This is a genomic window from Variovorax sp. M-6, from assembly GCF_052114385.1.
Classification (GTDB): domain Bacteria; phylum Pseudomonadota; class Gammaproteobacteria; order Burkholderiales; family Burkholderiaceae_C; genus Variovorax.
Genome location: NZ_JBFREQ010000006.1, coordinates 13,611 through 35,176 on the forward strand (window position 1 = coordinate 13,611; position 21,566 = coordinate 35,176).

Below are 21,566 nucleotides of genomic sequence, written 5' to 3' on the forward strand. Positions count from 1 at the left end.
AATTCAGTTTTCCCGGACCTTCCAGTGCCGGGCGGTGGTTGCGATGACCCGCGCCGCCTGCGCCCTGATCGGAGGAGCCGGGGCCTGTTCGCGGGCCACCCGAAAGGGCCAGGAGGAGCGCGCCGCCAGGCGCGGCGCAGGCCGCAAAGGCAGCACCCGGCCAACATTCAAGGAAGGGTTGAAGGGGGGCATGGTCTCGCCTTTGTCTTGTTGTTGGAGGCGGTCCATTCTAGCAAAATGACTGTATAAAAATACAGTAATTCGCGAATGGGGGTGATACTTTCGTTTAAGGCTGCCTTCAGCGAGATCGTCGAAGCTCGGCGTCATGTGCCGCAGGACTTGCTCACCAGCCTGGATCGCCTGCGGACCCCGATTGGCCCACCTCCATCACAGCATGACCCCGAACAACATGACCTCTGCCGCAGACATCCTGGCGAGTGGTCGCCGCGCGGATGCGCAGGCCGAAGCCCTCGGCGCCGACACGCGTTCCGCCTGCAAACGGGCCGCCCGCGCAATGACCGCCTATCTGGGCACTTGCGGCGAACAAGCCCTGAGCTATCCGCAGATCAATCTGATCCGCGCCGTGCATCTGGCCGAGACGGCCGCTGGCCATCCGCCGCGCAATGCGAGCCAGCTCCTGGGCATGGTGGCCCATTGGTTCACGCCGATGCAGATGGAGTTCGCGGCCGAGCTGTTGACCGAGAGCCTCGAGGGCGAGGCGGGCGAGGGCTGGGCGATCCTGGACGAACTCGAGGTCATTGCTGCCGAGGTGCAGCGCGCCGGATGACGCGATGCGGTCCCCGGAGGGCGCCATGCCCGGTGGACATCGCGCTTCCCGCCCATCAGGCCAGCCTTGCCAGTGCCGGCGAAGCGCGTAGCATGCGCCGGATCACCTCTCGGTGAAACGCCTCGCCGCACTGTGCGAGGTTCGCGCCCGTGACGCGCAGGTCAATTCACTGGTCGTGATCTGGATCGACGGCAGGCGGCCGCGTCGGTTCGAGGCAGCTGGCACGGCCCGCCTACTTTCAGCTCGAAGGAGGGTGACATGATCACCTACGTTGGCTTGATGAGCTTCACCGACAAGGGCATTCAATCGGTCAAGGACACGACCAAACGGGCCGCTGCCGCCAAGGAAGCTGCAAAAAAGAGCGGAGTCACCATGCGGGAACTGTTCTGGACCATGGGCAAGTACGACCTCGTCTGCGTGCTCGAGGCAGAGGACGAACTCGCATTGGCGGCGTTCAGCATCGCGACGGCCAGCCAGGGGAATGTCCGCATCGCCTCGATGCGCGCGTATTCGAGCCAGGAGATGGACAAGATACTGGCCAAGCTCCCGTAGATTTCCGGTTTCCGTCACGCGGCCCCATGTGGAGACACCTGGGGTCGCTTTGCTTTCGGGCTACTTCCCGCCCTTGCGGCCGAAGGCAGGGCGCAGCGATTCCCAAATGCCGTCCTCGATGGCTTGCACCAGCAGATCGTGCTGGTTCACGAACTGCATGTAGGAGATCGACAGATCCGCATCGATGCCGGTCGCCCAACGCTCGAGATGCATGGCGTAGACGCCCGCGCCTCCCGCCCCGAGATGCTGGCGCAGCCGCGTCTTGAGGCTCTTCGAGCGCCCGACGTAGAGGGTCGTCGTGTCCGGGCAAGGCTCGATGACCCGGCAGTAGTCGCCGCCGATCTCCCGTGCCTTGGTCAGCGCCTTGCGAAGCGAGGACACCGTGTCGGCCGCAGGTTCCGCGACACGGATCACATAGACGTAGTCGACATCCTTGTCCGCCTTCGCGTGGCTGCTCGGCAGGTCTTTGAGGAGTTCCTTGATGGACGCCTCCGAGAGGCTGGAGAGCTTCACGCGAAGCGGCCTGATCTCGGGGCAACGCAGCGTGCTCAGGCCGGCCTGCACGGCCTTCAGTTGATCGGATGCGCTGGCTACAGCGGCGGCGAATTCGCTCGGCGTGAACTGCATGGGCGGGAAGATGAAGGGAACCTGTGCCATGCCGGTTCCCGCGGTCGGGGCGGGAAGGGCTTGCAAGTGGTTGATGGCGCTCGAGTTGTGGAGAACTCAAGGCTTCTGGATGTGAGGTTGACGAGCCTTACCCCCGGCACTGACTACGCAGTTAGGGCTGCTTGGTTCCCCACCTGACCCGGTTGGCCGCTTCACCATGCGGGGAGGCCCGTCAACTGAGGATTGTAGGCGACTCGAGAGCCCCGGGTTTTCACCAGACCATCAGCGAGGTTTCGAGCACTGCGTCCGCGTAGTAGAGGCGCACGCCGACCTGGTAGCGGCGGCCCTTCTGCAGCCGCATGCTGACCTTGGCGTTGAGGTCGGTGCCGCTGTCGTCCGCGCCCGCGATCTGCACATTGCCGTTGGGCGTGACCTCGAACAGCACCAGCACGGTGTCGGAGGTGCCGAAGGTGCCGATGTTGTAGGTCCGCGTGCGGGTCGGGACGAAATCGAAGGTGCGCGTCTCTCCGGCCTTCAGCTTGAGCAGTTGCGACAGCCCGACTTTCAATGTGGCCGTCGAAGGTGCCCTGACACCCGGGTACGACTCCACGACCCACGCCTTGTCCGCATAGGAAAGCCCGCCCTTGGGCTGCAGGCCGGCCTTGTATTTTTCCGGCGCGACGATCAGTCCGGCGTCGAACTGGTATTCCATGACGGAGTCGGGATCCCAGGTGGTGCCCTTGACCTCGGACAGCGGGATCTTGCGCAGGATGTTCCACTCGATCTGCGACTCGTCCCAGCTGTTCGGCGGGCCCTTGAAATAGGCGAGCACCGCCTCGCGGTTCCAGGAGATGCCGGCGTTCGGGTTCTGGTGCTCGTGCTCGAGTCCGAGCGTGTGGCCGATCTCGTGCAGCGCCGTGTCATGGCCGTAGGCGGTGGTCAACGCCCAGCCGAAGTTCATGGTGCGCTCCTGCGGCGACCTGGTGTTGAGCACATCGCGCCCGACATAGGACCAGGAACCGTCCTGCGGATCGAAGCCGATGCGCACCATGGCGTCCTCGGGCGTTTCCGCGCGCCTGAAGCTGATGCCGATGCCGAGCTTGGCCCAGGCCTCGAAGGAGGTGTCGACGACGCCGATGTCCGCCGTGCTGCCTTGCCAGGCCGCGGGCACGCCGTCGCCGCGCTTGAAGCAGTAGTAGGTGAGCTGGGTGCCGTTCACCCACTTCTTGCTCGCGGCCATGATGGCACGGGCGCGGCCGGCGGCGACGCCGATGTCGAAATGGCGAACTTGCTGCACCGGCTGCGAGCAATACCGCCGTGGAGCGAGGGCCCCCGGCTGGCTGGATTTGCTGGCTGCGGCCGGTCGGGCCGCCTTGCGCGTCGCAGTGGGCATGTCGATCTCCTCGGAGGGTTTTTCATGCTAGGCGCGGAGGGCGCGAAATCCATCTGCAAGACGGCCTAGGCCATTGCGCGGGGCGTGTCGCCGCGTCGACCTAAAATGCGCCGATGGCCTATCTCGTGCTCGCTCGCAAACACCGTCCCCGAACCTTCAGCGAGATGGTGGGCCAAGAACATGTCGTGCAGGCGCTCGAGAACGCGCTCACCTCGCAGCGGCTGCATCACGCCTACCTGTTCACCGGCACGCGCGGCGTCGGCAAGACCACGGTCTCGCGCATCCTGGCCAAGTCGCTCAACTGCCAGGGGCCCGACGGCCAGGGCGGCATCACGGCCACGCCGTGCGGCATATGCCAGGCGTGCAAGGATATCGATGCCGGCCGCTTCGTCGACTACACCGAACTCGATGCGGCCTCCAACCGCGGCGTCGACGAGGTGCAGGCGCTGCTGGAGCAGGCGGTCTACAAGCCGGTGCAGGGCCGCTTCAAGGTCTTCATGATCGACGAAGTGCACATGCTCACGGGCCACGCGTTCAACGCGATGCTGAAGACGCTCGAGGAACCGCCCGAATACCTCAAGTTCGTGCTGGCCACCACCGACCCGCAGAAAGTACCGGTCACCGTGCTGTCGCGCTGCCTGCAGTTCAACCTGCGGCCGATGGCGCCCGAGACCGTGCTCGAGCACCTGACGCAGGTGCTGCAGACCGAGGCCGTGCCGGCCGAACCGCTCGCGCTGCGGCTGATTTCGCGTGCCGCCCGCGGCTCGATGCGCGATGCGCTGTCGCTGACCGACCAGGCGATCGCCTTCGGCAATGGCGAGCTGCTGGAGACCGGGGTGCGGCAGATGCTCGGCAGCGTCGACCGCGGCCATGTGTTCCGGCTGATCGAGGCTCTCGCGCAGGGTGACGGCAAGACGGTGGTCGAGACCTCCGAAGGCTTGCGCCGCGACGGCTTGTCGGCCGCCTCCACGCTGGAGGAGATGACCACCGTGCTGCAGGGCATGGCGGTGCTGCAGGCCGTGCCGTCGCGCGCCGAGTCGCGCGACGGCGCCGATCCCGACGCGGCCGAGACCGCGCGCCTTGCGGCGCTGCTGCCGGCCGACGAGACGCAGTTGCTCTACAGCCTCTGCCTGCACGGCCGCGGCGAGCTCGGCCTGGCGCCCGACGAGTACGCGGCGCTCACGATGGTGTTGCTGCGCCTGCTGGCCTTCAAGCCCACCGCTGCGGCGGGCGCGGAAAAAAAAACTCTGAATGAGCCGGCGCGGCCGGTCGCCGATGCGCCCCGGGCCGCCCCTGCTGTCGAAGCGGCGCATCCGTCCGCCGCGGAAGCGCCACGTGCCCCGGCCCCCGCGCCGGCGGCGATGACGCCCGTGGCCGCAAACACGCCGCCGGGCCAGCGGCTGTCGGTGGTCGATGCCCCGGCGCTGAACGGGTCGGCACCGCCCAGGCCGGCGGTCGCCGCCGACTCGGCGCCTGCGGCCGCGAAGCTGATGGCGATGCCGGTGCGCGTCCAGCCGCCGCCCGGTGCGCGCGAGGTCCAGGCTGCCGTTCCGTCCGTCGCCCCGGCACCGATTCCGCCGAGCGAAGAGGGCGACTTCTGGTACGCCACGGTGACGCAGATGGTGGCGGCCGAGGCCATTGCCGCCCTGGCGCGCGAACTCGCGTTGCAGTCGCAACTGGTGGCCCGCGATGTCGACCAGTGGCTGCTGCGCGTCGAGCGCGAGTCGCTCAACCAGACCAGCAGCCGCGAGAAGCTCCAGGGTGCGCTGGCGACGCTGGGCCATGGCGTCAAGATCGCCATCGAAATCGGCGCCGTGGTGGACAGCCCGGCGCGCCGCAACAAGCAGGCGGCCGACGAGCGCCAGCGCATCGCCGAGGAAGCGATCCACAACGACCCCGAGGTGCAGTCGATGATGCGCGACTGGGACGCGAGGATCGTCCCGGGTACGCTGCGTCCAGCCTGAGACCTCGCGGGACAGACCAAGAAACTGCGAAGCAGTTTTTGCTCTGTCCTCGACTGACTGAGACCTCGCGGGACAGATCAAGATACTGCGCAGCAGTTTTTGCTCTGTCCTCAACTGACTAAACTCTTTATTTCAACGATCGACAGGACCCACATGTTCAACAAAGGACAACTGGCCGGCCTCATGAAGCAGGCGCAGGCAATGCAGGACAACCTCAAGAAGGCCCAGGAAGAACTGGCCACCATCGAGGTCGAGGGCGAATCCGGCGCCGGGCTGGTGAAGGTCGTGATGACCTGCAAGCACGACGTCAAGCGCATCACCATCGATCCGAGCCTCCTGGCCGACGACAAGGACATGCTCGAAGACCTGGTGGCAGCGGCCTTCAATGCCGCGGTGCGCAAGGCCGAGGAAACCAGCGAGCAGAAGATGGGCAAGCTGACTTCCGGCATGCCTGGCCTGCCGCCCGGCATGAAGCTGCCGTTCTGAGCTTTCATCAGCCCTCGATGGCGGATTCCAGCTCGCTCGAGGCCTTGGTCGAGGCGCTGCGCCGGTTGCCCGGCGTCGGCGCGAAGTCGGCCTCGCGCATGGCGTTTCACTTGCTGCAGCACGACCGCGAGGGCGCGCAGAGGCTCGCGCGTGCCCTGCAGCAGGCGGCCAGCAACGTGCAGCATTGCGAGCGCTGCAACACCTTCACCGAAGGCCTGATCTGCAGCGTCTGCCAGGATGCGCGCCGCGACGCCAGCAAGCTGTGCGTGGTGGAGACGCCGGCCGACCAGGCCGCGCTCGAACGCACCGGTGTGTTCCGCGGCTACTACTTCGTGCTGATGGGCAAGCTGAGTCCGCTCGACGGCATCGGACCCAAGGACATCGGGCTCTCGAAGCTGTTCGAGCGCGCGCTCGACGGCACCGTGAGCGAGGTGATCCTCGCCACCAACTTCACCGCCGAGGGCGAGGCCACGGCCCATGTGATCGGTGACACGCTCAAGCAGCGCGGCCTTTCCGTGACCCGGCTCGCGCGCGGCGTGCCGGCCGGCAGCGAGCTCGAGTACGTCGATCTCGGCACCATCGCCCATGCGCTCGTGGATCGCCGCTGAGCTCGGATTCGCGGTCCGCGTAGCCATCTGGTGCGCGCGCCGCCAGTGGTCTTCGTGATTACGTAAAAACCCGCACGGGATGTTCCCGATGCAGGGGCAGAGGGGTGCCTCTAAGCTCGATTCGAATCACACGAACAGAGCCCGCGGGCCCCACTCATGCTCAATCGCCGAACCTTCACCGCAGCCACCGCGCTGGGCGCTGCTGCCATCGGCGTACCGCTGGTTCACGGCCAGGCCAAGCTCGAGAAGTCCAAGGTTTCCATCGCGGTCGGCGGCAAGGCGGCGTTCTACTACCTTCCGCTCACGATCTCCGAGCAGCTCGGCTACTTCAAGGCCGAAGGACTCGATGTCGAGATCTCCGATTTCGCCGGCGGCGCGCGAGCGCTGCAGGCTGTCGTGGGCGGCTCGGCCGACGTCTGTTCGGGGGCCTTCGAGCACACCATCAACCTGCAGGCCAAGAACCAGTTCTTCCAGGCCTTCGTGCTGCAGGGCCGCGCGCCGCAGATCGCGATCGGCGTGTCGACCAAGAACATGCCGGGCTACACCGGCATCGCGGATCTCAAGGGCAAGAAGATCGGCGTTTCGGCGCCGGGCTCTTCCACCAACATGGTGGTCAACCTGGTGCTGTCCCGCGGTGGGCTCAAGGCCAGCGACGTGAGCTTCATCGGCGTCGGTGTCGCGGCCGGTGCGCTCACGGCGCTGCGTTCCGGCCAGATCGATGCGATCAGCAACACCGATCCCGTGATGACCATGCTCGAGCAGAAGGGCGACGTGAAGATCATCAGCGACACCCGCACGCTAAAGGGCACGCAGGAGGTGTTCGGAGGGATGATGCCGGCGGCCTGCCTCTACGCCTCGGCGGAATTCATCCAGAAGAATCCGAACACCTGTCAGGCGCTCGCCAACGCCATCGTGCATGGCCTCAAGTGGCTGCAGACGGCCGGGCCGGGCGACATCATCAAGACCGTGCCCGAGACCTACCTGCTGGGCGACCGCGCGCTGTACCTCGCGTCCTTCGACAAGGTGCGCGAGGCGATCGCGATCGACGGGTTGGTGCCGGCCGAAGGCCCCAAGACCGCACTGACCGCCATCGCCAGTTTCGACCCCACGGTCAAGGCCGAGAAGATCGACCTGGCCAAGCTCTATACCAACGATTTTGCGCGGCGTGCCAAGGACCGGTTCAAAGCCTGACCGCGGCGTCCTGCAACCCGGCTTCGGCCGGGTTTTTTCTTCCAAGCCCATGCCCGACCACGCGCTCGAACTGATCGACATCCATTGCACCTTCCGCTCGAAGGACGACCGCAGCCAGCGCTACACGGCAGTGGCCGACACCACGCTGCGCATCGGCGAGGGCGAGTTCGTCTCGGTGGTCGGGCCCACGGGCTGCGGCAAGTCGACCCTGCTCAATGTCGGCGCCGGGCTGCTCGAGCCGTCGTCGGGCACGGTGCGGGTCTTCGGCCGGCCGCTGTCGGGCATCAACACGCGCGCCGGCTACATGTTCCAGAGCGACGCCCTGATGCCGTGGCGCAGTGCGCTCGACAACGTGATGGTGGGCCTGCAGTACCGCGGCCTGCCCGACGCCCAGGCGAGGGCGCAGGCCGAGGACTGGCTCGCGCGCGTCGGCCTGAGCGGCTTCGGCGACCGCTATCCGCACCAGCTGTCCGGCGGCATGCGCAAGCGCGCCGCGCTGGCCCAGGTGCTGGCGCTGGACCCCGACATCATCCTGATGGACGAACCGTTCAGCGCGCTGGACATCCAGACACGGCAACTGATGGAGAACGAGGTGCTCGAGTTGTGGGCTGCGCCGAGCGACGGACGCGCAGCGCCCGGGGGCCAACAAGGACGGAAGGCGGTGCTGTTCATCACGCACGATCTGGATGAGGCGATCGCGATGAGCGATCGCGTGGTGGTGCTTTCCGCCGGGCCCGCGACCCACCCGATCGGCGAATTCGGGATCGACCTGCCGCGGCCGCGCGATGTGGCCGAGGTTCGCACGCATCCGCGCTTCGTCGAGCTGCATACGCAGATCTGGAATGTGCTGCGCGACGAGGTACTCAAGGGGTATGCGCAGCAATTGAAGAAAGCCGCCTGAACATGCGGCTGCGCCCTGACGAAAGCAACGCACGCTTCTGGCAGCTGAGCGTGCTGGTCGTGCTGCTGGTCGCCTGGCACCTGGCCTCGCGCAACCCGCAGTTCGCCTTCTTCCTGGGCGAACCGGTCCAGGTGGCAGGCCGGGTCTGGAGCTGGTTCATGCCGGTCGCGATCCCGCCCAATCCGCTGTTTCCCGAAGGCCTGGCGGGCAATGCCGACATCTATCTTCATCTCGGCACCACGCTGCTCGAGACCGTGCTGGCCTTCGTGATCGGCACCGTGCTGGGCCTGGCTTGCGGGCTCTGGCTGGCGCTGGCGCCGACCGCGAGCCTGATCTTCGACCCCTACATCAAGGCCGCCAACTCGATGCCGCGCGTGATCCTGGCGCCGATCTTCGCGCTGTGGTTCGGCCTCGGCATCTGGAGCAAGGTGGCGCTGGCGGTCACGCTGGTGTTCTTCATCGTCTTCTTCAACGTCTACCAGGGCGTGCGCGAAGTGAGCCCGGTGGTGCTGGCGAACGCGCGCATGCTCGGCGCCAACCAGCGGCAGCTGCTGCGCACGGTCTACCTGCCGAGCGCGACCAGCTGGGTGTTTTCGAGCCTGCACACCTCGGTGGGCCTGGCTTTCGTGGGCGCGGTGGTCGGCGAGTACCTGGGCTCGGCACGCGGCGTCGGCTACCTGATCCTGCAGGCCGAGGGCACCTTCGATGTGAACACGGTGTTCGCCGGCATCGTGGTGCTCACGGCCTTCGCGCTGGTACTGGACGCGATCGTCGGCGTGCTCGAGAAGCGGCTGATGAAATGGCAGCCGCGCAGCGGCGAGACCGAGAAGCTCTGAGGGCGCGCTTCCGGGCTCCGGATCAGCGCTTCTTCTTCGACGGCGTGCCGCCGCGCTTCTCGCGCACGACCTGCTTGTCGTTGCTCGAAGACTTGGTCGCCTTGGCGGGAGTGCTCCTGCTGCTCGCGCTCCCCTTGGATGGCACGCTGGTGCTCTTGAGCACGGCGCCGCCGCGTACGTGGCCGGCGCCGGAGCCCACGCTGGCGGCGCGCGAGGCCCGCACGGGCAGGAACACCACCACCTCGAAGCCGCGCTGGAAGGCATGGCTCGGCTTGACGTCGTTCCATTCGGCGACGCTGGCCGGGCTGAGCTTGTAGCGGCGGGCGATGCTCGCGACGCTGTCCTGGCGGCCGGCCTTGATCACGGTGCGGCGCGTGACGATCTCGGGCTGGAAGCTCAGCTGGCCGGTATCGGCAACCAGCGCCGCCACGTCCTCCTGGACCCGGGCGCTGCGCGGCACGATGAGTGTCGAGCCGGCCTTGATCAGCATCCGCGGCGGCACGTTGTTGACCGCGCGCAGGTCGGCCTCGCTCATGCCCGAGCGCTGGGCGGCATCGGCCACGGTCATCGTGGCCGGCACCGTCCAGGCGGTCCAGCTGGCGTACTGGCCCTGGCTGTAGGCCTCGAAATTGCGCTGGAAGACCGCGGCGTTGTCCCACGGCAGCAGGATCTCCGGCGTGCCGGCGGCCAGCAGCACCGGCTTGTGGGCCGAGGGATTGAGCGCGCGGAAGTCCTCGATCTGCACGTCGGCCAGCTTGGCCGCCAGCGTGACGTCGAGATCGCGCTTGAGCGCGACGGTCTGGAAGTAGGGGTGGTTGGCGATCAGCGGCAGGTCGACATTGAAGCGCGCCGGATCGGCGACGATGTTCTTGACCGCCTGCAGCTTCGGCACGTAGAGCCGGGTCTCGGCCGGCATCGACAGGTCGCTGTAGGTGGTGGGCAGGCCGGCGCGCTGGTTCTTGGCGATCGCCTTGCCGACGTTGCCTTCGCCCCAGTTGTAGGCGGCCAGCGCGAGCTGCCAGTCGCCGAACATTCCGTAGAGCCGCTGCAGGTAGTCGAGCGCCGCGCGGGTCGAGGCCACGACGTCGCGCCGGTCGTCGCGGAAGATGTTCTGCTTCAGGTCGTAGTCGGTGCCGGTGGCCGGCATGAACTGCCACATGCCGGCTGCGCGCGCGCTCGACACGGCCTGCGGGTTGAAGGCGCTCTCGATGTAGGGCAGCAGCGCGATCTCGGTCGGCATGTCGCGGCGCTCGAGCTCCTCGACGATGTAGAAGATGTAGCGGTTCGAGCGCTCGGTCATGCGCTGGATGTAGTCGGGCCGGCTCGCATACCACTGCTCGCGGTCACGCACCAGATCGCTGTTGAGATCGGGCATCTTGAAGCCGCGGCGGATGCGGTCCCACATGTCGGCGGGCGGGGCCAGCGTGACCACGGCGCGCGACTTGGTGTTGCCCGAGGTGATCGGCGTCAGGCTGCCGCCCGGATAGACCGGCGTGCCGCTGTCCGATGCGGCACTCGACGAAGTGCCCGGCGATGAACCGGTGCCGGTGGCACAGCCCGCGAGAAACAAGGAGCCCGCGAGGCAGGCGGCTAGCAGAAATTTCATCGAAAGTCGTTTTTCCATTGGCGCAGCGCGGCGGACATTTCGGCCGGCGCGGCTTGCGCAGAGAGGCCGGCGTGAACGTGGACCACCCGACTGACAGTGGCTTCGCGGCTGCGAAGAAAGGGATTGATTCGGCGCTCGGTGACCCGCTGCGGGAGCAGCGGCGGCTCGTCGCGCGCGCGCAAGGCTTCGGAGTGCGCCGTGTAGTGAGTGAGATGCGGGTTGCCGGGTTCCAGGCTTTGCGCGAATCTCCGGTTAGCAAGTGTGTATTCGTGGTCGCAGTCCGCGTGCCGCGCTGCTGCTGCACTGCAATGATCGGCATGACGGTGCGTGACTAGAATCGCGGCCAGTTGCAGATTGCTGTGCCGGAGCGAGTCGAACACCGGCCTGGCATCCCCTGGGTCGACCACGATCGCGTCGTGCCCGTCCTGCGACATCCAGATGCAGTTGTCGGCGAAGGCGGGCAGCGGAACGAGGGTCATGAGCGGTCAAATTATAGGTTTGCACGATTGGTTCGAGACCCCCCCGGGCCGCTATCTGCTGGCCTGGGAGCAGGCGCAGCTCGACCAGGCCGTGGCCGACGTGTTCGGTTACCACGCGCTGCAGCTGGGCCTGTCCGAGGTCCAGGGGCTGCGCGCCAATCGCATGCCGCACCGCTGGCTGGCGCTGTCGGATCCGGCCCAGGCCAGCGCCAGCGCGCTGGTGACGGACTTCTCGGCCTTGCCTTTTTCGGCCAACAGCCTCGACCTGGTGGTGTTGCCGCATGCGCTCGAACTCAGTCCCGACCCGCACGCGACCCTGCGCGAGGTCGAGCGGGTGCTGGTGCCCGAAGGCCGCGTCGTGATCTGCGGCCTGAACCCGGCCAGCCTCTGGGGCATGCGGCAGCGCCGGGCCCGTCTCTATCGTCGGCTGGGTTTCGGCGAGCTGTTCCTGCCCGAAGCCGGCGATTTCATCGGCTACCGGCGCATGCGCGACTGGCTGCGGCTGTTGAGCTTCGAGGTCGAGTCGGGACGCTTCGGCGTTTATCGGCCCGCGGTCCGCAGCGAAGCGTGGCTGGAGCGTTGCCGCTGGTTCGATGCCGCCGGCGAGCGCTGGTGGCCGATCTTCGGGGCCGTCTATTTCCTCGTGGCGGTGAAGCGGGTGCGGGGGCTGCGGCTGTTGAGCGCCGACTGGCGACGCGCGGCCTCGCGCGCCAGCGCGCCGGTGCCGATCGCGGGAAAGATGCACCGGGGACGCGACAATCGGGGACATCGAGAAGGAAACGGTTTTTGAACGAAGTACAGATCTACACCGACGGTGCCTGCAAGGGCAACCCCGGTCCCGGCGGCTGGGGCGCATGGCTCAAGTCGGGTGCCACCGAGAAGGAGCTTTTCGGCGGCGAACTCAACACCACCAACAACCGCATGGAGCTGCAGGCGGTGATCGAGGGCCTCGGCGCGCTCAAGCGGCCGTGCAAGGTCGTCCTGTACCTGGACAGCCAGTACGTGCGCATGGGCATCACCGAATGGATCAAGGGCTGGAAGGCCAAGGGCTGGCGGACCTCGACCAAGCAGCCGGTGAAGAACGTCGAGCTCTGGCAGCAGTTGGACAAGCTGGTGGCCGAGGGCGGCCACCAGATCGAATGGCGCTGGGTCAAGGGCCACTCGGGCGATCCGGGCAACGAGCGCGCGGATGCGCTCGCGAACAAGGGCGTGGAACGCGCACTCGGCCGGCTCTGATTCGAAGTCGCGGGACACCGCGGAACCGGCTTTGCCGGGCCGCTGGTGTCGCCCCCGGCAGGGGGTGGGCGGGCTACACGCAGTGAGGCCAACCTGGGGGGGAGCCATGCTCGCCCATCCGGGCCCGGAACAGCAGGTCGTCGGTGATCCGCAGCCGGCGGCTCATCTCGCGCGCGATGTTCATCTGGATCAGCGCGAACTGTTCGACGTCGCGCTCGAACAGGCGGTACAGGTTGGCCGACGAGAACTCGATCGCGATGCAGTCGGCATCGGCGCGCACCGAGGCGCTGCGCGGAAAGAGGTCGAGCAGGGCCATCTCGCCAAAACAGTCGCCCTGCGCCAGGCGCCCCAGCAGCAGCTCGTGCGACTGCCAGCTCTTGGACACGGTCACGCTGCCGCTTTCGAGCACGAACATCCCGTGGCCCGGCTCGCCTTCGCGGAAGAAGTAGCCGCCGCACGGCACTTCGATCACCGGCGCGGACGCCAGCAGGAACTCGATGGATTCCGCGCCGATGGCGCCGAAGATCGGCATCTGCTGCATCAACTCGATTCTGGTCGCGGCCATGCGCAATTCCCGTGAGGCCAGGGGCGGGCAGAGACCTTACACCATGCCGTCGAAGATCATCACATCGACCGCGTCGCCCGCCGCCACGCTCGCCTGGTCGTGGTGCAGCACCACCAGGCCGTTGGCCTCGACCATCGAGCTCAGAACGCCCGAGCCCTGGTTGCCGGCGATGCGCACTTCGGGCAACGCGCCGGCGACCGCCAGCACCCGGCCGCGCTGGTACTCCGTGCGCCCGGGCTTCTTGCGGATCGCATCCACGCTGGTGGCGCGCAGCAGCGGCGGCGGCGCGGCGCAGGCAGCGTTGCAGCCCATCATCTTCAGCAGCGCAGGGCGCACGAAGGCGAGGAAGGTCACCATCACCGCGACCGGATTGCCCGGCAGGCCGAACAGGACGGCCGGGCCGCGCTGTGCGTCCGGCGCCGGAATCAGTCCGACCGCCATCGGCCGGCCGGGCCGCATGGCGACGCGCCAGAACGCCATGTCGCCGAGCCGCTGCATGACGGCGCGCGTGTGGTCGGCCTCGCCGACGCTGACGCCGCCGCTGGTGATGATGGCGTCGGCATCCGCCGCGGCGCGGCGCAGCGCCGATTCGAGCGCTGCCGGATCGTCGCGCACCAGGCCGAGGTCGATCACTTCGCAGCCCAGTCGCGTCAGCAGGCCGAACACGGTGTAGCGGTTGCTGTCGTAGACCGCGCCTTCGCGCGGCAGTTCGCCGAGACTCAGGATTTCGTCGCCGGTGGAGAAATAGGCCACGCGCAGGCGCCGCAGCACCGGCACCATCGGCAATCCGAGGCTGGCCACCATGCCGAGCGCGGCCGGCGTGACGATCTGGCCGCGGCGCAGCGCGGGCTGGCCCTGCATCAGGTCTTCGCCGGCGAAGCGGCGGTTGTCGCCGCGCTTCAACGCCTGGGCCGGGAAGCTCACGCGCTCGCCCTCGACCGTGCAGAACTCCTGCGGAATGACGGTGTCGAGCCCGGTCGGCATCACCGCCCCGGTCATGATCTTGACCGCGTCGCCGGCCTCCAGCGTGCCGCGCCAGGCGGCGCCGGCCAGGGCGGTGCCGACCACGCGCAGCGTCAGCATGGCGTCGCCGGCGGCGGCGTCGAGCAGCGTGCCGTCGAAGGCGAAGCCGTCCATGGCCGAGTTGTCGTGCGGCGGCACGCTGACCGGCGAGACGATGTCCTCGGCCAGCACCCGCCCGAGGGCATCGCGCAGGGGCAGGCGCTCGACCTGCGTGACGACCGCAGGCTCGGCCAACTGGGCCAGGAAGGCCTGCACGGCATCGACGCGCAGGGCCTTGGGGTCGTAGCCCGCCAGCGCGGCGGCGATCTCGGCAATTCGGCTCATGGCAAGAAGGGAATCAGGGACGCCGGGCTTCGAGGGCGTGCAGCTCGGCCAGCGTGTTGGCGTTGAAGAACGCATTGGCGGCATCGCCGGGGCGATCGAAGGGCACCAGCACCGTGCGGTGCTGTCCGGTCCACCGGTCGATCTTGCGGCCGCCGTCCTGCGTGAAGCGCACCAGGCTTTCGAGCAGCGTGGCGCGCAGCAGGCAGAACACCGGCTGTGGGAACAGCACCGGCGCGGCGGCCGGATCGTCCGCGGCCTCGGGCGCGCTGACCATCGCGATGTCGGCGTCCTCGGCCGCCATCGCGGCGGCCAGGCGACTGGCCAGGTCGAGCGGGAACAGCGGCGTGTCGCAGGGCACGGTGAGCAGGTAGGGCGTCTCGCAGCGCTCCAGGCCGGTCAGGAAGCCGGCCAGCGGCCCCGCATAGTCGGCCAGGCCGTCCGGCCAGACCGGAACGCCGAAGGACTCGTAGGCGGCCAGGTTGCGATTGGCGTTCACCATGACTTCGCCGACCTGCATCCCCAGGCGCAGCACCGCATGCATCGCGAGCGGCGTGCCGTTGAAGTTCTGCAGGCCCTTGTCGACGCCGCCCATGCGCGAGCCGCGGCCACCGGCGAGCACGAGGCCGGTGATCTCGCCGGCGTCGATGGCAATCGATGGATTCATTCCAGCTGTGTTCATCCGCCGATGTAGCTCATCTCGACCCTGCGCGGCGCGCTGTGGTCGGTGTCGGGTGCGCGCAGTGCGCGCAGTTCGGAGTAGCGGTCGCTGCGGCCCTGCCAGATGTGGCCGATGGCGGAGGCGATCTGCGCGTCGTCGGCTTCGCCGCGCAGCAGCGGCCGCAGGTCGTGGCCCTGGCTGGCGAACAGGCACAGGTAGAGCTTGCCCTCGGTCGACAGCCGCGCGCGGCTGCAGTCGTGGCAGAAGGCCTGGGTCACGCTGCTGATCACGCCGATCTCGCCGGCGCCGTCCGCATAGGCCCAGCGCTGCGCGGTTTCGCCGGCCGCGGTGGCTTCCAGCGGCGCCAGCGGAAACACCTCGGCGAGGCGTCGGACGACTTCGGCCGAAGGCAGCACTTCGTCCATGCGCCAGCCGTTGGTGGCGCCGACGTCCATGTACTCGATGAAGCGCAGCACCACGCCGGTACCGCGGAAATGGCGGGCCATCGGCAGGATCTCCTGCTCGTTGGTGCCGCGCTTGACCACCATGTTGACCTTGATCGGGCCCAGGCCGGCCGCCTGCGCGGCCTCGATGCCGGCCAGGACCTCGGCGACGGGGAAGTCGACGTCGTTCATGCTGCGGAACACCGTGTCGTCGAGGCCGTCGAGGCTCACGGTCACTCGCTTCAGGCCGGCCGCCTTCAGCGCCCGGGCCTTGCGCGCGAGCAGCGATCCGTTGGTGGTCAGCGTGAGGTCGAGCGGCTGGCCGTCCGGCGTGCGCAGCGCGGCGAGCTGCTCGACGAGGACCTCGAGGTTCTTGCGCAGCAGCGGCTCGCCGCCGGTGAGCCGGATCTTGTGCACGCCGTGGCTGGCGAAGATGCGCGCCAGTCGCGTGATTTCCTCGAAGCTCAGCAGCGCGCTGTGGGGCAGGTACTGGTAGTCCTTGTCGAACACTTCCTTGGGCATGCAGTAGCTGCAGCGGAAGTTGCAGCGGTCGGTCACGCTGATGCGCAGGTCGGTCAGGGGCCGGGCCAGCCGGTCGAGCAGCACGCCGGTGGCCGCGACCACGCCTTCAGGCGCGCTCGCGGCGCGGCGCGGGCGGCCGATCTCGGAGACGGGGACGACATGCTTGTTCATGGGAAGGCCAATTTAACGCATCGCCGGGGCCGATGCCTTCTGAAAGGGCACTTGTTCAGCCGTGCTTCACGGCCACGGTCTTGAGCGTGGTGAAGCCGTACAGCGCCTCGAAGCCCTTCTCGCGGCCGTAGCCCGAGGATTTGACACCGCCGAAGGGCAGTTCGACGCCGCCGCCCGCGCCGTAGTTGTTGATGAACACCTGGCCGCTCCTCACGCGCTTGGCCATGCGGAACTGGCGCCCGCCGTCGTTCGTCCAGATGCCGGCGACCAGGCCGAACTGGGTGGCGTTGGCGAGCGCCACGGCCTCGTCCTCGTCGCGGAAGGACATCGCGGCCAGCACCGGGCCGAAGACTTCCTCCTGCGCCAGCCGGTGGTCCACCGGCACGTCGCGCAGCAGGGTGGGGGCCTGGTAGAAGCCGGCCTCGGGGGCTTCGTCGACTACCACGCCCTGCGCCACCATCGGGATGCCCGCCACGTGCGCGTCCGACAGGAAGTCCCACACGCGCTGCTGCTGCGTCTGGCGGATCAGCGGGCCGACGTCCAGATCCATGGCCGCAGGGCCTACGCGCAGCGCCTCGAAGGCATGGCCCAGGCGTTGCAGCAGCGGCTCGTAGATGGCCTGGTCGATCAGCACGCGGGAGCCGGCCGAGCAGGTCTGGCCGGCGTTCTGCACGATGGCGTTGATCAGCACCGGGATGGCGGCGCCCAGATCGGCATCGGCGAACACGATCTGCGGGCTCTTGCCGCCGAGCTCGAGTGTCACCGGGCAGTGGCGCTCCGCCGCCACTTGCTGGATCAGCGTGCCCACCTTGGGGCTGCCGGTGAAGCTGATGTGGTCGATGCCCTCGTGGCGCGCCAGCGCGTCGCCGACCTCGTGGCCGTAGCCGGTCACGATGTTCAGCGCCCCGGGCGGGAAGCCGGCCTCGGCCGCCAGCTGGGCGACCCGGATCAGCGACAGGCAGGCATCCTCGGAGGGCTTGACCACGCAGACGTTGCCCGCCGCCAGGGCGCCGCCGACGCTGCGGCCGAAGATCTGCATCGGGTAGTTCCACGGGATGATGTGGCCCGTGACGCCATGCGGCTCGCGCCAGGTGAAGACGCTGTAGCCGTCCTGGTAGGGAATGGTCTCGCCGTGCAGCTTGTCGCAGGCGCCGGCATAGAACTCGAAGTAGCGCACCAGCGCCAGCGCATCGGCGCGGGCCTGCTTGACCGGCTTGCCGCAGTCGCGCTGCTCGATCAGCGCCAGTTCGTCGACGTGCTCGGCAATCTTCTGCGACAGCTTGTAGAGCAGCCGGCCGCGTTCGGCCGCGCTGACCTTGTGCCAGGTGGTCTCGAAGCAATGGCGCGCGGCGCCGACGGCGGCGTCGATGTCTGCTGCGTTGCCGCGCTGCAGTTCGTCGAAGACCTGGCCGTCGGAGGGGTCAATCACCGGCAGGGTGCGGCCGGACGACGAGGCAACGTTTTCGTTGCCGATGTAGTTGAGTTGCATGGTGGAAATGTTAACGGCCCGCCGCCGCGTCGGCATTCAGCGCGCAGCCGCCGCCTTCGGCAGCGCACGCACCGCGTTCAGCATGCGCTCCACATGCTTGTCCGGATTCAGGTTCTGGTAGTAGTAGGCGACCTTGCCGTTGGGTGCGACCACGTAGGACAGTCGGTTGGCGAAATCCGGCCGGGTCTGCATCAGCGCGTCGAAACCCTCGATCACGGTCTTCGACTGGTCGGACGCCACCGGAAAGCGGCTTTGGCAGGACTTGACCGAGAACTTCGCGAGGGTGTCGATGTCGTCGGCCGAAACACCGATCACGGTGGCGCCGAGCGCCGCGAACTGGTCGATGGCTTCGGCGAAGGCATGCGCCTCGATGGAGCAGTCGTTCGAGTCCGCCGCCGGGAAGAAATAGACCACCACGGGACCCTGGGCGAGCGCGTCGGCCAGCGAGTAGCGGAAGGTCTTGCCGCCCAGCGCCGCGGTCGCGGTGAATCTGGGCACCGCGTCGCCGATGTCGAGGGCGGCGAGGGCAGGCGCGGCCAGGGCGGCGGCGAAGGCAACGAAAGTCGCGCGCGCGGCGATCGATAGCATCATGATGTAACCCCGGGTGAGTGCGTTTCGAATTCTAGGACTGCGCGCCGTCTTGCGGCGGTTCGGTGCCTGCACGCGAGCAATGAGGAAATGACATGACGATGGCCCTGGATCGCTGGCTCCGCCTGGCGCTGGCCTGCGCCGGCATCGCGTTGCTGGGCGCATGCGGCTCGCTGCCGGTCTCGCGCGACCGCCCGGCCGAATATGCCGCGGCAGCCGACCGTTCGACCCGGCTGGCGAAGATCGTCGCGGATTCGACGCCACCCGAGGAGCATTCCGGCTTCCGCCTGATGCCGTTGGGCGTCTATTCCCTCGACGCCCGCATCCAGCTCGCCCAGCGGGCCCAGCAGTCGCTGGTGGTGCAGTACTACCAGCTCGAGAACGACGCCACCGGCCGGCTCCTGATGCGTGCCCTGCGGGAGGCCGCCGGGCGCGGCGTGAAGGTGCGGGTGCTGGTGGACGATCTCTACACCTCGAAAAGCCAGCAGCCGCTGCTGGCGCTGGCGCAGGCGCCGAACGTGGAGGTGCGCCTCTTCAATCCCTTCTGCTGCGGCCGGGAGGGCTTCGTGTCGCGCTTCCTCGCTTCCCCGCAGGAGATCGGGCGGCTCAACCATCGCATGCACAACAAGCTCTTCATCGCCGACGGCGTGGTGGCGGTGGTCGGCGGGCGCAACATCGCGGATGAATATTTCGTGCTCAGCGAGGCGCAGAACTTCATCGACATGGACGCGCTGGTCGTCGGCAAGGTGGTGGCCGAGCTCGAGGCGATCTTCGACGAATACTGGAACGCCGAACAGGTCTGGCCGATCGCCGAGATCGTTCGCGGCCCGGGCGGGCGCAAGCCCGGCGCGGACGAGTTCGACGCCTGGATCGGCATGAGTTCCCCGCCGCCGAAGATCGTGTTGCCCCCGTCGGACGTGCTCGGCTACGGGCCGATCGCCGAGGAGCTGGACGGCGGCCGCATGGGCCTCCTGTGGGGCGAGGCGCACGCCATCGCCGACCCGCCCACGAAGCCGGCCACCATGACCGCCGACGAGGCGCTCGCCACCAGCGTGACCATGAAGGTCTGGGGCCTGCTGATGGATGCCAGGGCCGAGGTCGATCTGACGTCCCCTTACCTGGTGCCCGGCGAGAAGGGGATGGCGGCGTTCGAGGACCTGTCGCGGCGCAAGGTCAAGCTGACGCTGCTGACCAATTCGCTGGCCGCCAACGACGAACCCCTGGTCCATACAGGCTACGCGCGCTACCGCGAGCGCCTGCTGGCCAGCGGCGCCGACCTGTACGAGCTGAGCCCCGAGCGCACCACCGCGAACAAGCGCTTCGACATGTTCGGCAATTCGCTCGGCCGGCTGCACGCCAAGACGGCTGCGATCGACCGCCGGCGCATCTTCGTCGGCTCGATGAACCTGGACCCGCGCTCGGCGACTCAGAACACCGAAATGGGCGTGGTGGTCGACAGCCCCCAGTTGGCGCGCGAGATGCTGCGGGTCATCAACATCAGCAAGCTGCAGAATTCCTACCGCCTGCGGCTGGACAAGAGCACCGGCGCGATCGAATGGCTCACCACCGACGGCGAGAAGGAGATGATCCTGACGTCGGAACCCGAATCGGGCTTTTTCAAGCGCTTCTACAACTCCCTGATCGCCCCGATCGTGCCGGAGATGCTGCTGTAGGCTCGGGGGATGGTCCTTTTCCGCTCTTGCAATCCGCCGCCGCCGCCCCACATGCTGTGCATGAACGCTACCCACACCCCCGCGCACAAGGCCGATTTGGCCGTGACGCATGTCCTGGCCCAGCTCCTCGAGCGGCTGGAGCACAGCGCCGTGCCGGTAGGCCCCGAGCAATACCGGTCGGTCGTGATGCACCTGGTCGATCAATTCCGCGATTCCGAGCCCGGCGCCGAACTCGGCCAGCTGCTGGATGCCTATCCGGCCGCCTCGCAGGTGTACGAGAACCTTAACTACCAGCACGCCGGCCTGTGCCGGTCGGCGCTCGACGCATCGCTCGCGGGCGAACTGGCCGCCAAGGCGGCGATCGGGCGCGCCATGCGTACAAACGGCCCGGAAGCCGCCCATGAGTAAGGCCGACGTCAAGACCGCGGTGGTGGCCGACGGGCTTCGCTACAAGGCCAAGGCGCCCGGCTCGCCGTTTCGCGCCTCGGCCTCGTTCAGCGGCGCCACGATGTCCTGCTTCATGTGCGGGAAGCACCGTGTGCGCTCCCAGATGCGGACCCGCCAGTTGCTGGGCAAATCGCAGACGGTCTGTGCGCCTTCCTGCAAGGCGCTCGACGAACTGGTGGAGTCGGCCGGGGCCGCCTGAGCGGGGTGGCAAACGCCTCGCCTATGGGAGTCGGCGAGGCAATTGATTTCATCTAATTAATACTTCATTCCGCCTATCCAGTCGCGAAGATTGGAACTACAGTTAGAAACAATTGATGCAAATAATTTCATCAATACCTAAGTTCTAACTAATCGTAGCTTCAATGATCCCAATGAAGACCACTGCTTCGAACGGGTCGGGTCTGCGTCGAATGGACGCGAAAGGACGGCCCCTGTGAGCTCACCGCGTCACGTCATCATGCAGGTCGTCAAGCGCTCGGGTGGCGCCACGCACCATGTGGAGTTCTGCATCGACGACAACTTTGCCGAACGTCTCAGGCAACTGCGCTCGCTGGTGCCGCCGCTCAACGCGCTCAACAAGCAGCGCGACCTGGTCATCGACAAGGTGCGTGTCCGGCTGCCGACCGCCATCTGGCGCTGCGGCGGCGACATCGACAGTTCGGTGGAAGGCTCCTGCATCGTGATCGCCGCCGAAGGCTTCTTCAACTGCGGTGCCAAGGACCGCAAGACGAAGGAAAAGCTGGTCACCTACACGTTCCCGATCGCGCGACTGATCGAACTGCACATGGAGCGGCCGGCCGCCGAGACCTTCTACATCCGCGACGGTGTCTTCACCAACGACGAGCCGGCCGAGTCCGCCGCCGGCCGCTGGGTCGCTTCGCTGCATGAGCTGGAGGAAATGCGCGTGCCTGAGGCGCCATCCGATTTCGACACCCTGCAGGGCGTGCCGCTGCGTGCCGAGCAAGGCACGCCGCCGGCGCGTGGCATCAGCCTGAACTGAGAGTTCGACCGCCCGATG

25 protein-coding genes and 1 other RNA gene are annotated in these 21,566 nt (G+C 67.6%); 14 read left to right on the forward strand and 12 right to left on the reverse strand.

Translation table 11 applies throughout. The annotated features are described in order from the left end of the window. Positions 1–3: 3 nt before the first annotated feature. A complete protein-coding gene (locus AB4Z46_RS08715; RefSeq protein ID WP_442283087.1) occupies positions 4–327 on the reverse strand; it encodes a hypothetical protein in 324 nt (107 codons plus the stop codon). Between the two features lie 67 nt (positions 328–394). On the opposite strand from AB4Z46_RS08715, the gene AB4Z46_RS08720 reads away from it, so the two are divergent. Both AB4Z46_RS08720 and AB4Z46_RS08725 read left to right on the forward strand, forming a co-directional pair. Next, positions 395–787 (forward strand): hypothetical protein, encoded by a 393-nt coding sequence (locus AB4Z46_RS08720; protein ID WP_442283088.1) that lies wholly within the window; start codon positions 395–397, stop codon positions 785–787. A gap of 258 nt (positions 788–1,045) precedes the next feature. Then, the gene (locus AB4Z46_RS08725; RefSeq protein WP_442283089.1) at positions 1,046–1,339 is read left to right on the forward strand and encodes a GYD domain-containing protein; all 294 of its coding nucleotides are present in this window, start codon (positions 1,046–1,048) and stop codon (positions 1,337–1,339) included. A gap of 60 nt (positions 1,340–1,399) precedes the next feature. On the opposite strand, the gene AB4Z46_RS08730 is transcribed toward AB4Z46_RS08725, so the two are convergent. The 3 genes from AB4Z46_RS08730 to AB4Z46_RS08740 form a co-directional block, all read right to left on the reverse strand. Then, the gene (locus AB4Z46_RS08730; RefSeq protein WP_442283090.1) at positions 1,400–1,966 is read right to left on the reverse strand and encodes a hypothetical protein; all 567 of its coding nucleotides are present in this window, start codon (positions 1,964–1,966) and stop codon (positions 1,400–1,402) included. A 116-nt stretch (positions 1,967–2,082) separates the two neighbouring features. Next, positions 2,083–2,179, reverse strand: an RNA gene (gene ffs, locus AB4Z46_RS08735) — signal recognition particle sRNA small type. Positions 2,180–2,216: 37 nt separating this feature from the next. Next, positions 2,217–3,338: a M12 family metallopeptidase gene (locus AB4Z46_RS08740; protein WP_442283091.1), complete on the reverse strand. Its 1,122-nt coding sequence runs from the start codon at positions 3,336–3,338 to the stop codon at positions 2,217–2,219. A 113-nt stretch (positions 3,339–3,451) separates the two neighbouring features. Between AB4Z46_RS08740 and dnaX the strand changes: the two genes are divergently transcribed. The 6 genes from dnaX to AB4Z46_RS08770 all read left to right on the forward strand — a co-directional run bounded on the left by dnaX (position 3,452) and on the right by AB4Z46_RS08770 (position 9,324). After that, positions 3,452–5,302 (forward strand): DNA polymerase III subunit gamma/tau, encoded by a 1,851-nt coding sequence (gene dnaX / locus AB4Z46_RS08745; RefSeq protein ID WP_442283092.1) that lies wholly within the window; start codon positions 3,452–3,454, stop codon positions 5,300–5,302. A 153-nt stretch (positions 5,303–5,455) separates the two neighbouring features. Continuing rightward, complete coding sequence (locus AB4Z46_RS08750) at positions 5,456–5,788, forward strand: YbaB/EbfC family nucleoid-associated protein (RefSeq protein WP_442283093.1); 333 nt, start codon at positions 5,456–5,458, stop codon at positions 5,786–5,788. Between the two features lie 17 nt (positions 5,789–5,805). Further along, positions 5,806–6,396 carry a recombination mediator RecR gene (gene recR / locus AB4Z46_RS08755; protein ID WP_442283094.1) on the forward strand — a complete coding sequence of 197 codons (591 nt, stop codon included), beginning with the start codon at positions 5,806–5,808 and terminating at the stop codon, positions 6,394–6,396. 156 nt (positions 6,397–6,552) lie between these two features. Continuing rightward, positions 6,553–7,587, forward strand: coding sequence for an ABC transporter substrate-binding protein (locus tag AB4Z46_RS08760; RefSeq protein ID WP_442283095.1), 1,035 nt, complete (start codon positions 6,553–6,555; stop codon positions 7,585–7,587). 49 nt (positions 7,588–7,636) lie between these two features. Continuing rightward, positions 7,637–8,488, forward strand: coding sequence for an ABC transporter ATP-binding protein (locus AB4Z46_RS08765; protein ID WP_442283096.1), 852 nt, complete (start codon positions 7,637–7,639; stop codon positions 8,486–8,488). A gap of 2 nt (positions 8,489–8,490) precedes the next feature. Beyond that, positions 8,491–9,324 carry an ABC transporter permease gene (locus AB4Z46_RS08770; protein WP_442283097.1) on the forward strand — a complete coding sequence of 278 codons (834 nt, stop codon included), beginning with the start codon at positions 8,491–8,493 and terminating at the stop codon, positions 9,322–9,324. Between the two features lie 22 nt (positions 9,325–9,346). On the opposite strand, the gene AB4Z46_RS08775 is transcribed toward AB4Z46_RS08770, so the two are convergent. Both AB4Z46_RS08775 and AB4Z46_RS08780 read right to left on the reverse strand, forming a co-directional pair. After that, complete coding sequence (locus AB4Z46_RS08775) at positions 9,347–10,930, reverse strand: transglycosylase SLT domain-containing protein (protein WP_442283098.1); 1,584 nt, start codon at positions 10,928–10,930, stop codon at positions 9,347–9,349. Continuing rightward, positions 10,927–11,409, reverse strand: a complete 483-nt coding sequence (locus tag AB4Z46_RS08780) for a hydroxyacylglutathione hydrolase C-terminal domain-containing protein (protein ID WP_442283099.1) — start codon at positions 11,407–11,409, stop codon at positions 10,927–10,929. The genes AB4Z46_RS08775 and AB4Z46_RS08780 overlap by 4 nt, the downstream gene beginning before the upstream one ends. Here AB4Z46_RS08780 and AB4Z46_RS08785 point away from each other — a divergent pair. Next, positions 11,408–12,199, forward strand: a complete 792-nt coding sequence (locus AB4Z46_RS08785; protein WP_442283100.1) for a class I SAM-dependent methyltransferase — start codon at positions 11,408–11,410, stop codon at positions 12,197–12,199. The two genes, AB4Z46_RS08780 and AB4Z46_RS08785, sit on opposite strands and share 2 nt — an antisense overlap. Next, positions 12,196–12,645, forward strand: coding sequence for a ribonuclease HI (gene rnhA, locus AB4Z46_RS08790; protein ID WP_442283101.1), 450 nt, complete (start codon positions 12,196–12,198; stop codon positions 12,643–12,645). Before AB4Z46_RS08785 ends, rnhA begins: the two co-directional genes overlap by 4 nt. Before the next feature lie 73 nt (positions 12,646–12,718). Here the strand turns inward: rnhA and AB4Z46_RS08795 are convergent, their stop codons facing one another. Genes AB4Z46_RS08795 through AB4Z46_RS08820 form a run of 6 tightly spaced genes read right to left on the reverse strand, consistent with a single transcriptional unit; the run spans position 12,719 to position 18,431 of the window. Beyond that, positions 12,719–13,210, reverse strand: coding sequence for a Crp/Fnr family transcriptional regulator (locus AB4Z46_RS08795; protein WP_442283102.1), 492 nt, complete (start codon positions 13,208–13,210; stop codon positions 12,719–12,721). Between the two features lie 36 nt (positions 13,211–13,246). Beyond that, positions 13,247–14,557 carry a molybdopterin molybdotransferase MoeA gene (moeA, locus tag AB4Z46_RS08800; RefSeq protein WP_442283103.1) on the reverse strand — a complete coding sequence of 437 codons (1,311 nt, stop codon included), beginning with the start codon at positions 14,555–14,557 and terminating at the stop codon, positions 13,247–13,249. Positions 14,558–14,570: 13 nt separating this feature from the next. Continuing rightward, positions 14,571–15,221, reverse strand: a complete 651-nt coding sequence (mobA, locus tag AB4Z46_RS08805; protein WP_442283104.1) for a molybdenum cofactor guanylyltransferase MobA — start codon at positions 15,219–15,221, stop codon at positions 14,571–14,573. An 11-nt stretch (positions 15,222–15,232) separates the two neighbouring features. Continuing rightward, on the reverse strand, positions 15,233–16,351 hold the full coding sequence (gene moaA, locus AB4Z46_RS08810; protein ID WP_442283105.1) for a GTP 3',8-cyclase MoaA: 1,119 nt from the start codon (positions 16,349–16,351) through the stop codon (positions 15,233–15,235). Positions 16,352–16,406: 55 nt separating this feature from the next. Continuing rightward, complete coding sequence (locus AB4Z46_RS08815) at positions 16,407–17,840, reverse strand: aldehyde dehydrogenase family protein (RefSeq protein ID WP_442283106.1); 1,434 nt, start codon at positions 17,838–17,840, stop codon at positions 16,407–16,409. Between the two features lie 36 nt (positions 17,841–17,876). Then, positions 17,877–18,431 carry a peroxiredoxin gene (locus tag AB4Z46_RS08820; protein WP_442283107.1) on the reverse strand — a complete coding sequence of 185 codons (555 nt, stop codon included), beginning with the start codon at positions 18,429–18,431 and terminating at the stop codon, positions 17,877–17,879. Positions 18,432–18,523: 92 nt separating this feature from the next. Here AB4Z46_RS08820 and AB4Z46_RS08825 point away from each other — a divergent pair, with 92 nt between their 5' ends. The 4 genes from AB4Z46_RS08825 to AB4Z46_RS08840 all read left to right on the forward strand — a co-directional run bounded on the left by AB4Z46_RS08825 (position 18,524) and on the right by AB4Z46_RS08840 (position 21,548). After that, on the forward strand, positions 18,524–20,101 hold the full coding sequence (locus AB4Z46_RS08825; RefSeq protein ID WP_442283108.1) for a phospholipase D family protein: 1,578 nt from the start codon (positions 18,524–18,526) through the stop codon (positions 20,099–20,101). Positions 20,102–20,161: 60 nt separating this feature from the next. Beyond that, a complete protein-coding gene (locus AB4Z46_RS08830) occupies positions 20,162–20,509 on the forward strand; it encodes a hypothetical protein (protein ID WP_442283109.1) in 348 nt (115 codons plus the stop codon). Then, the gene (locus AB4Z46_RS08835) at positions 20,502–20,747 is read left to right on the forward strand and encodes a hypothetical protein (protein WP_442283110.1); all 246 of its coding nucleotides are present in this window, start codon (positions 20,502–20,504) and stop codon (positions 20,745–20,747) included. Before AB4Z46_RS08830 ends, AB4Z46_RS08835 begins: the two co-directional genes overlap by 8 nt. A gap of 234 nt (positions 20,748–20,981) precedes the next feature. After that, positions 20,982–21,548: a hypothetical protein gene (locus tag AB4Z46_RS08840; protein ID WP_442283111.1), complete on the forward strand. Its 567-nt coding sequence runs from the start codon at positions 20,982–20,984 to the stop codon at positions 21,546–21,548. The last annotated feature ends 18 nt before the right edge of the window (positions 21,549–21,566 follow it).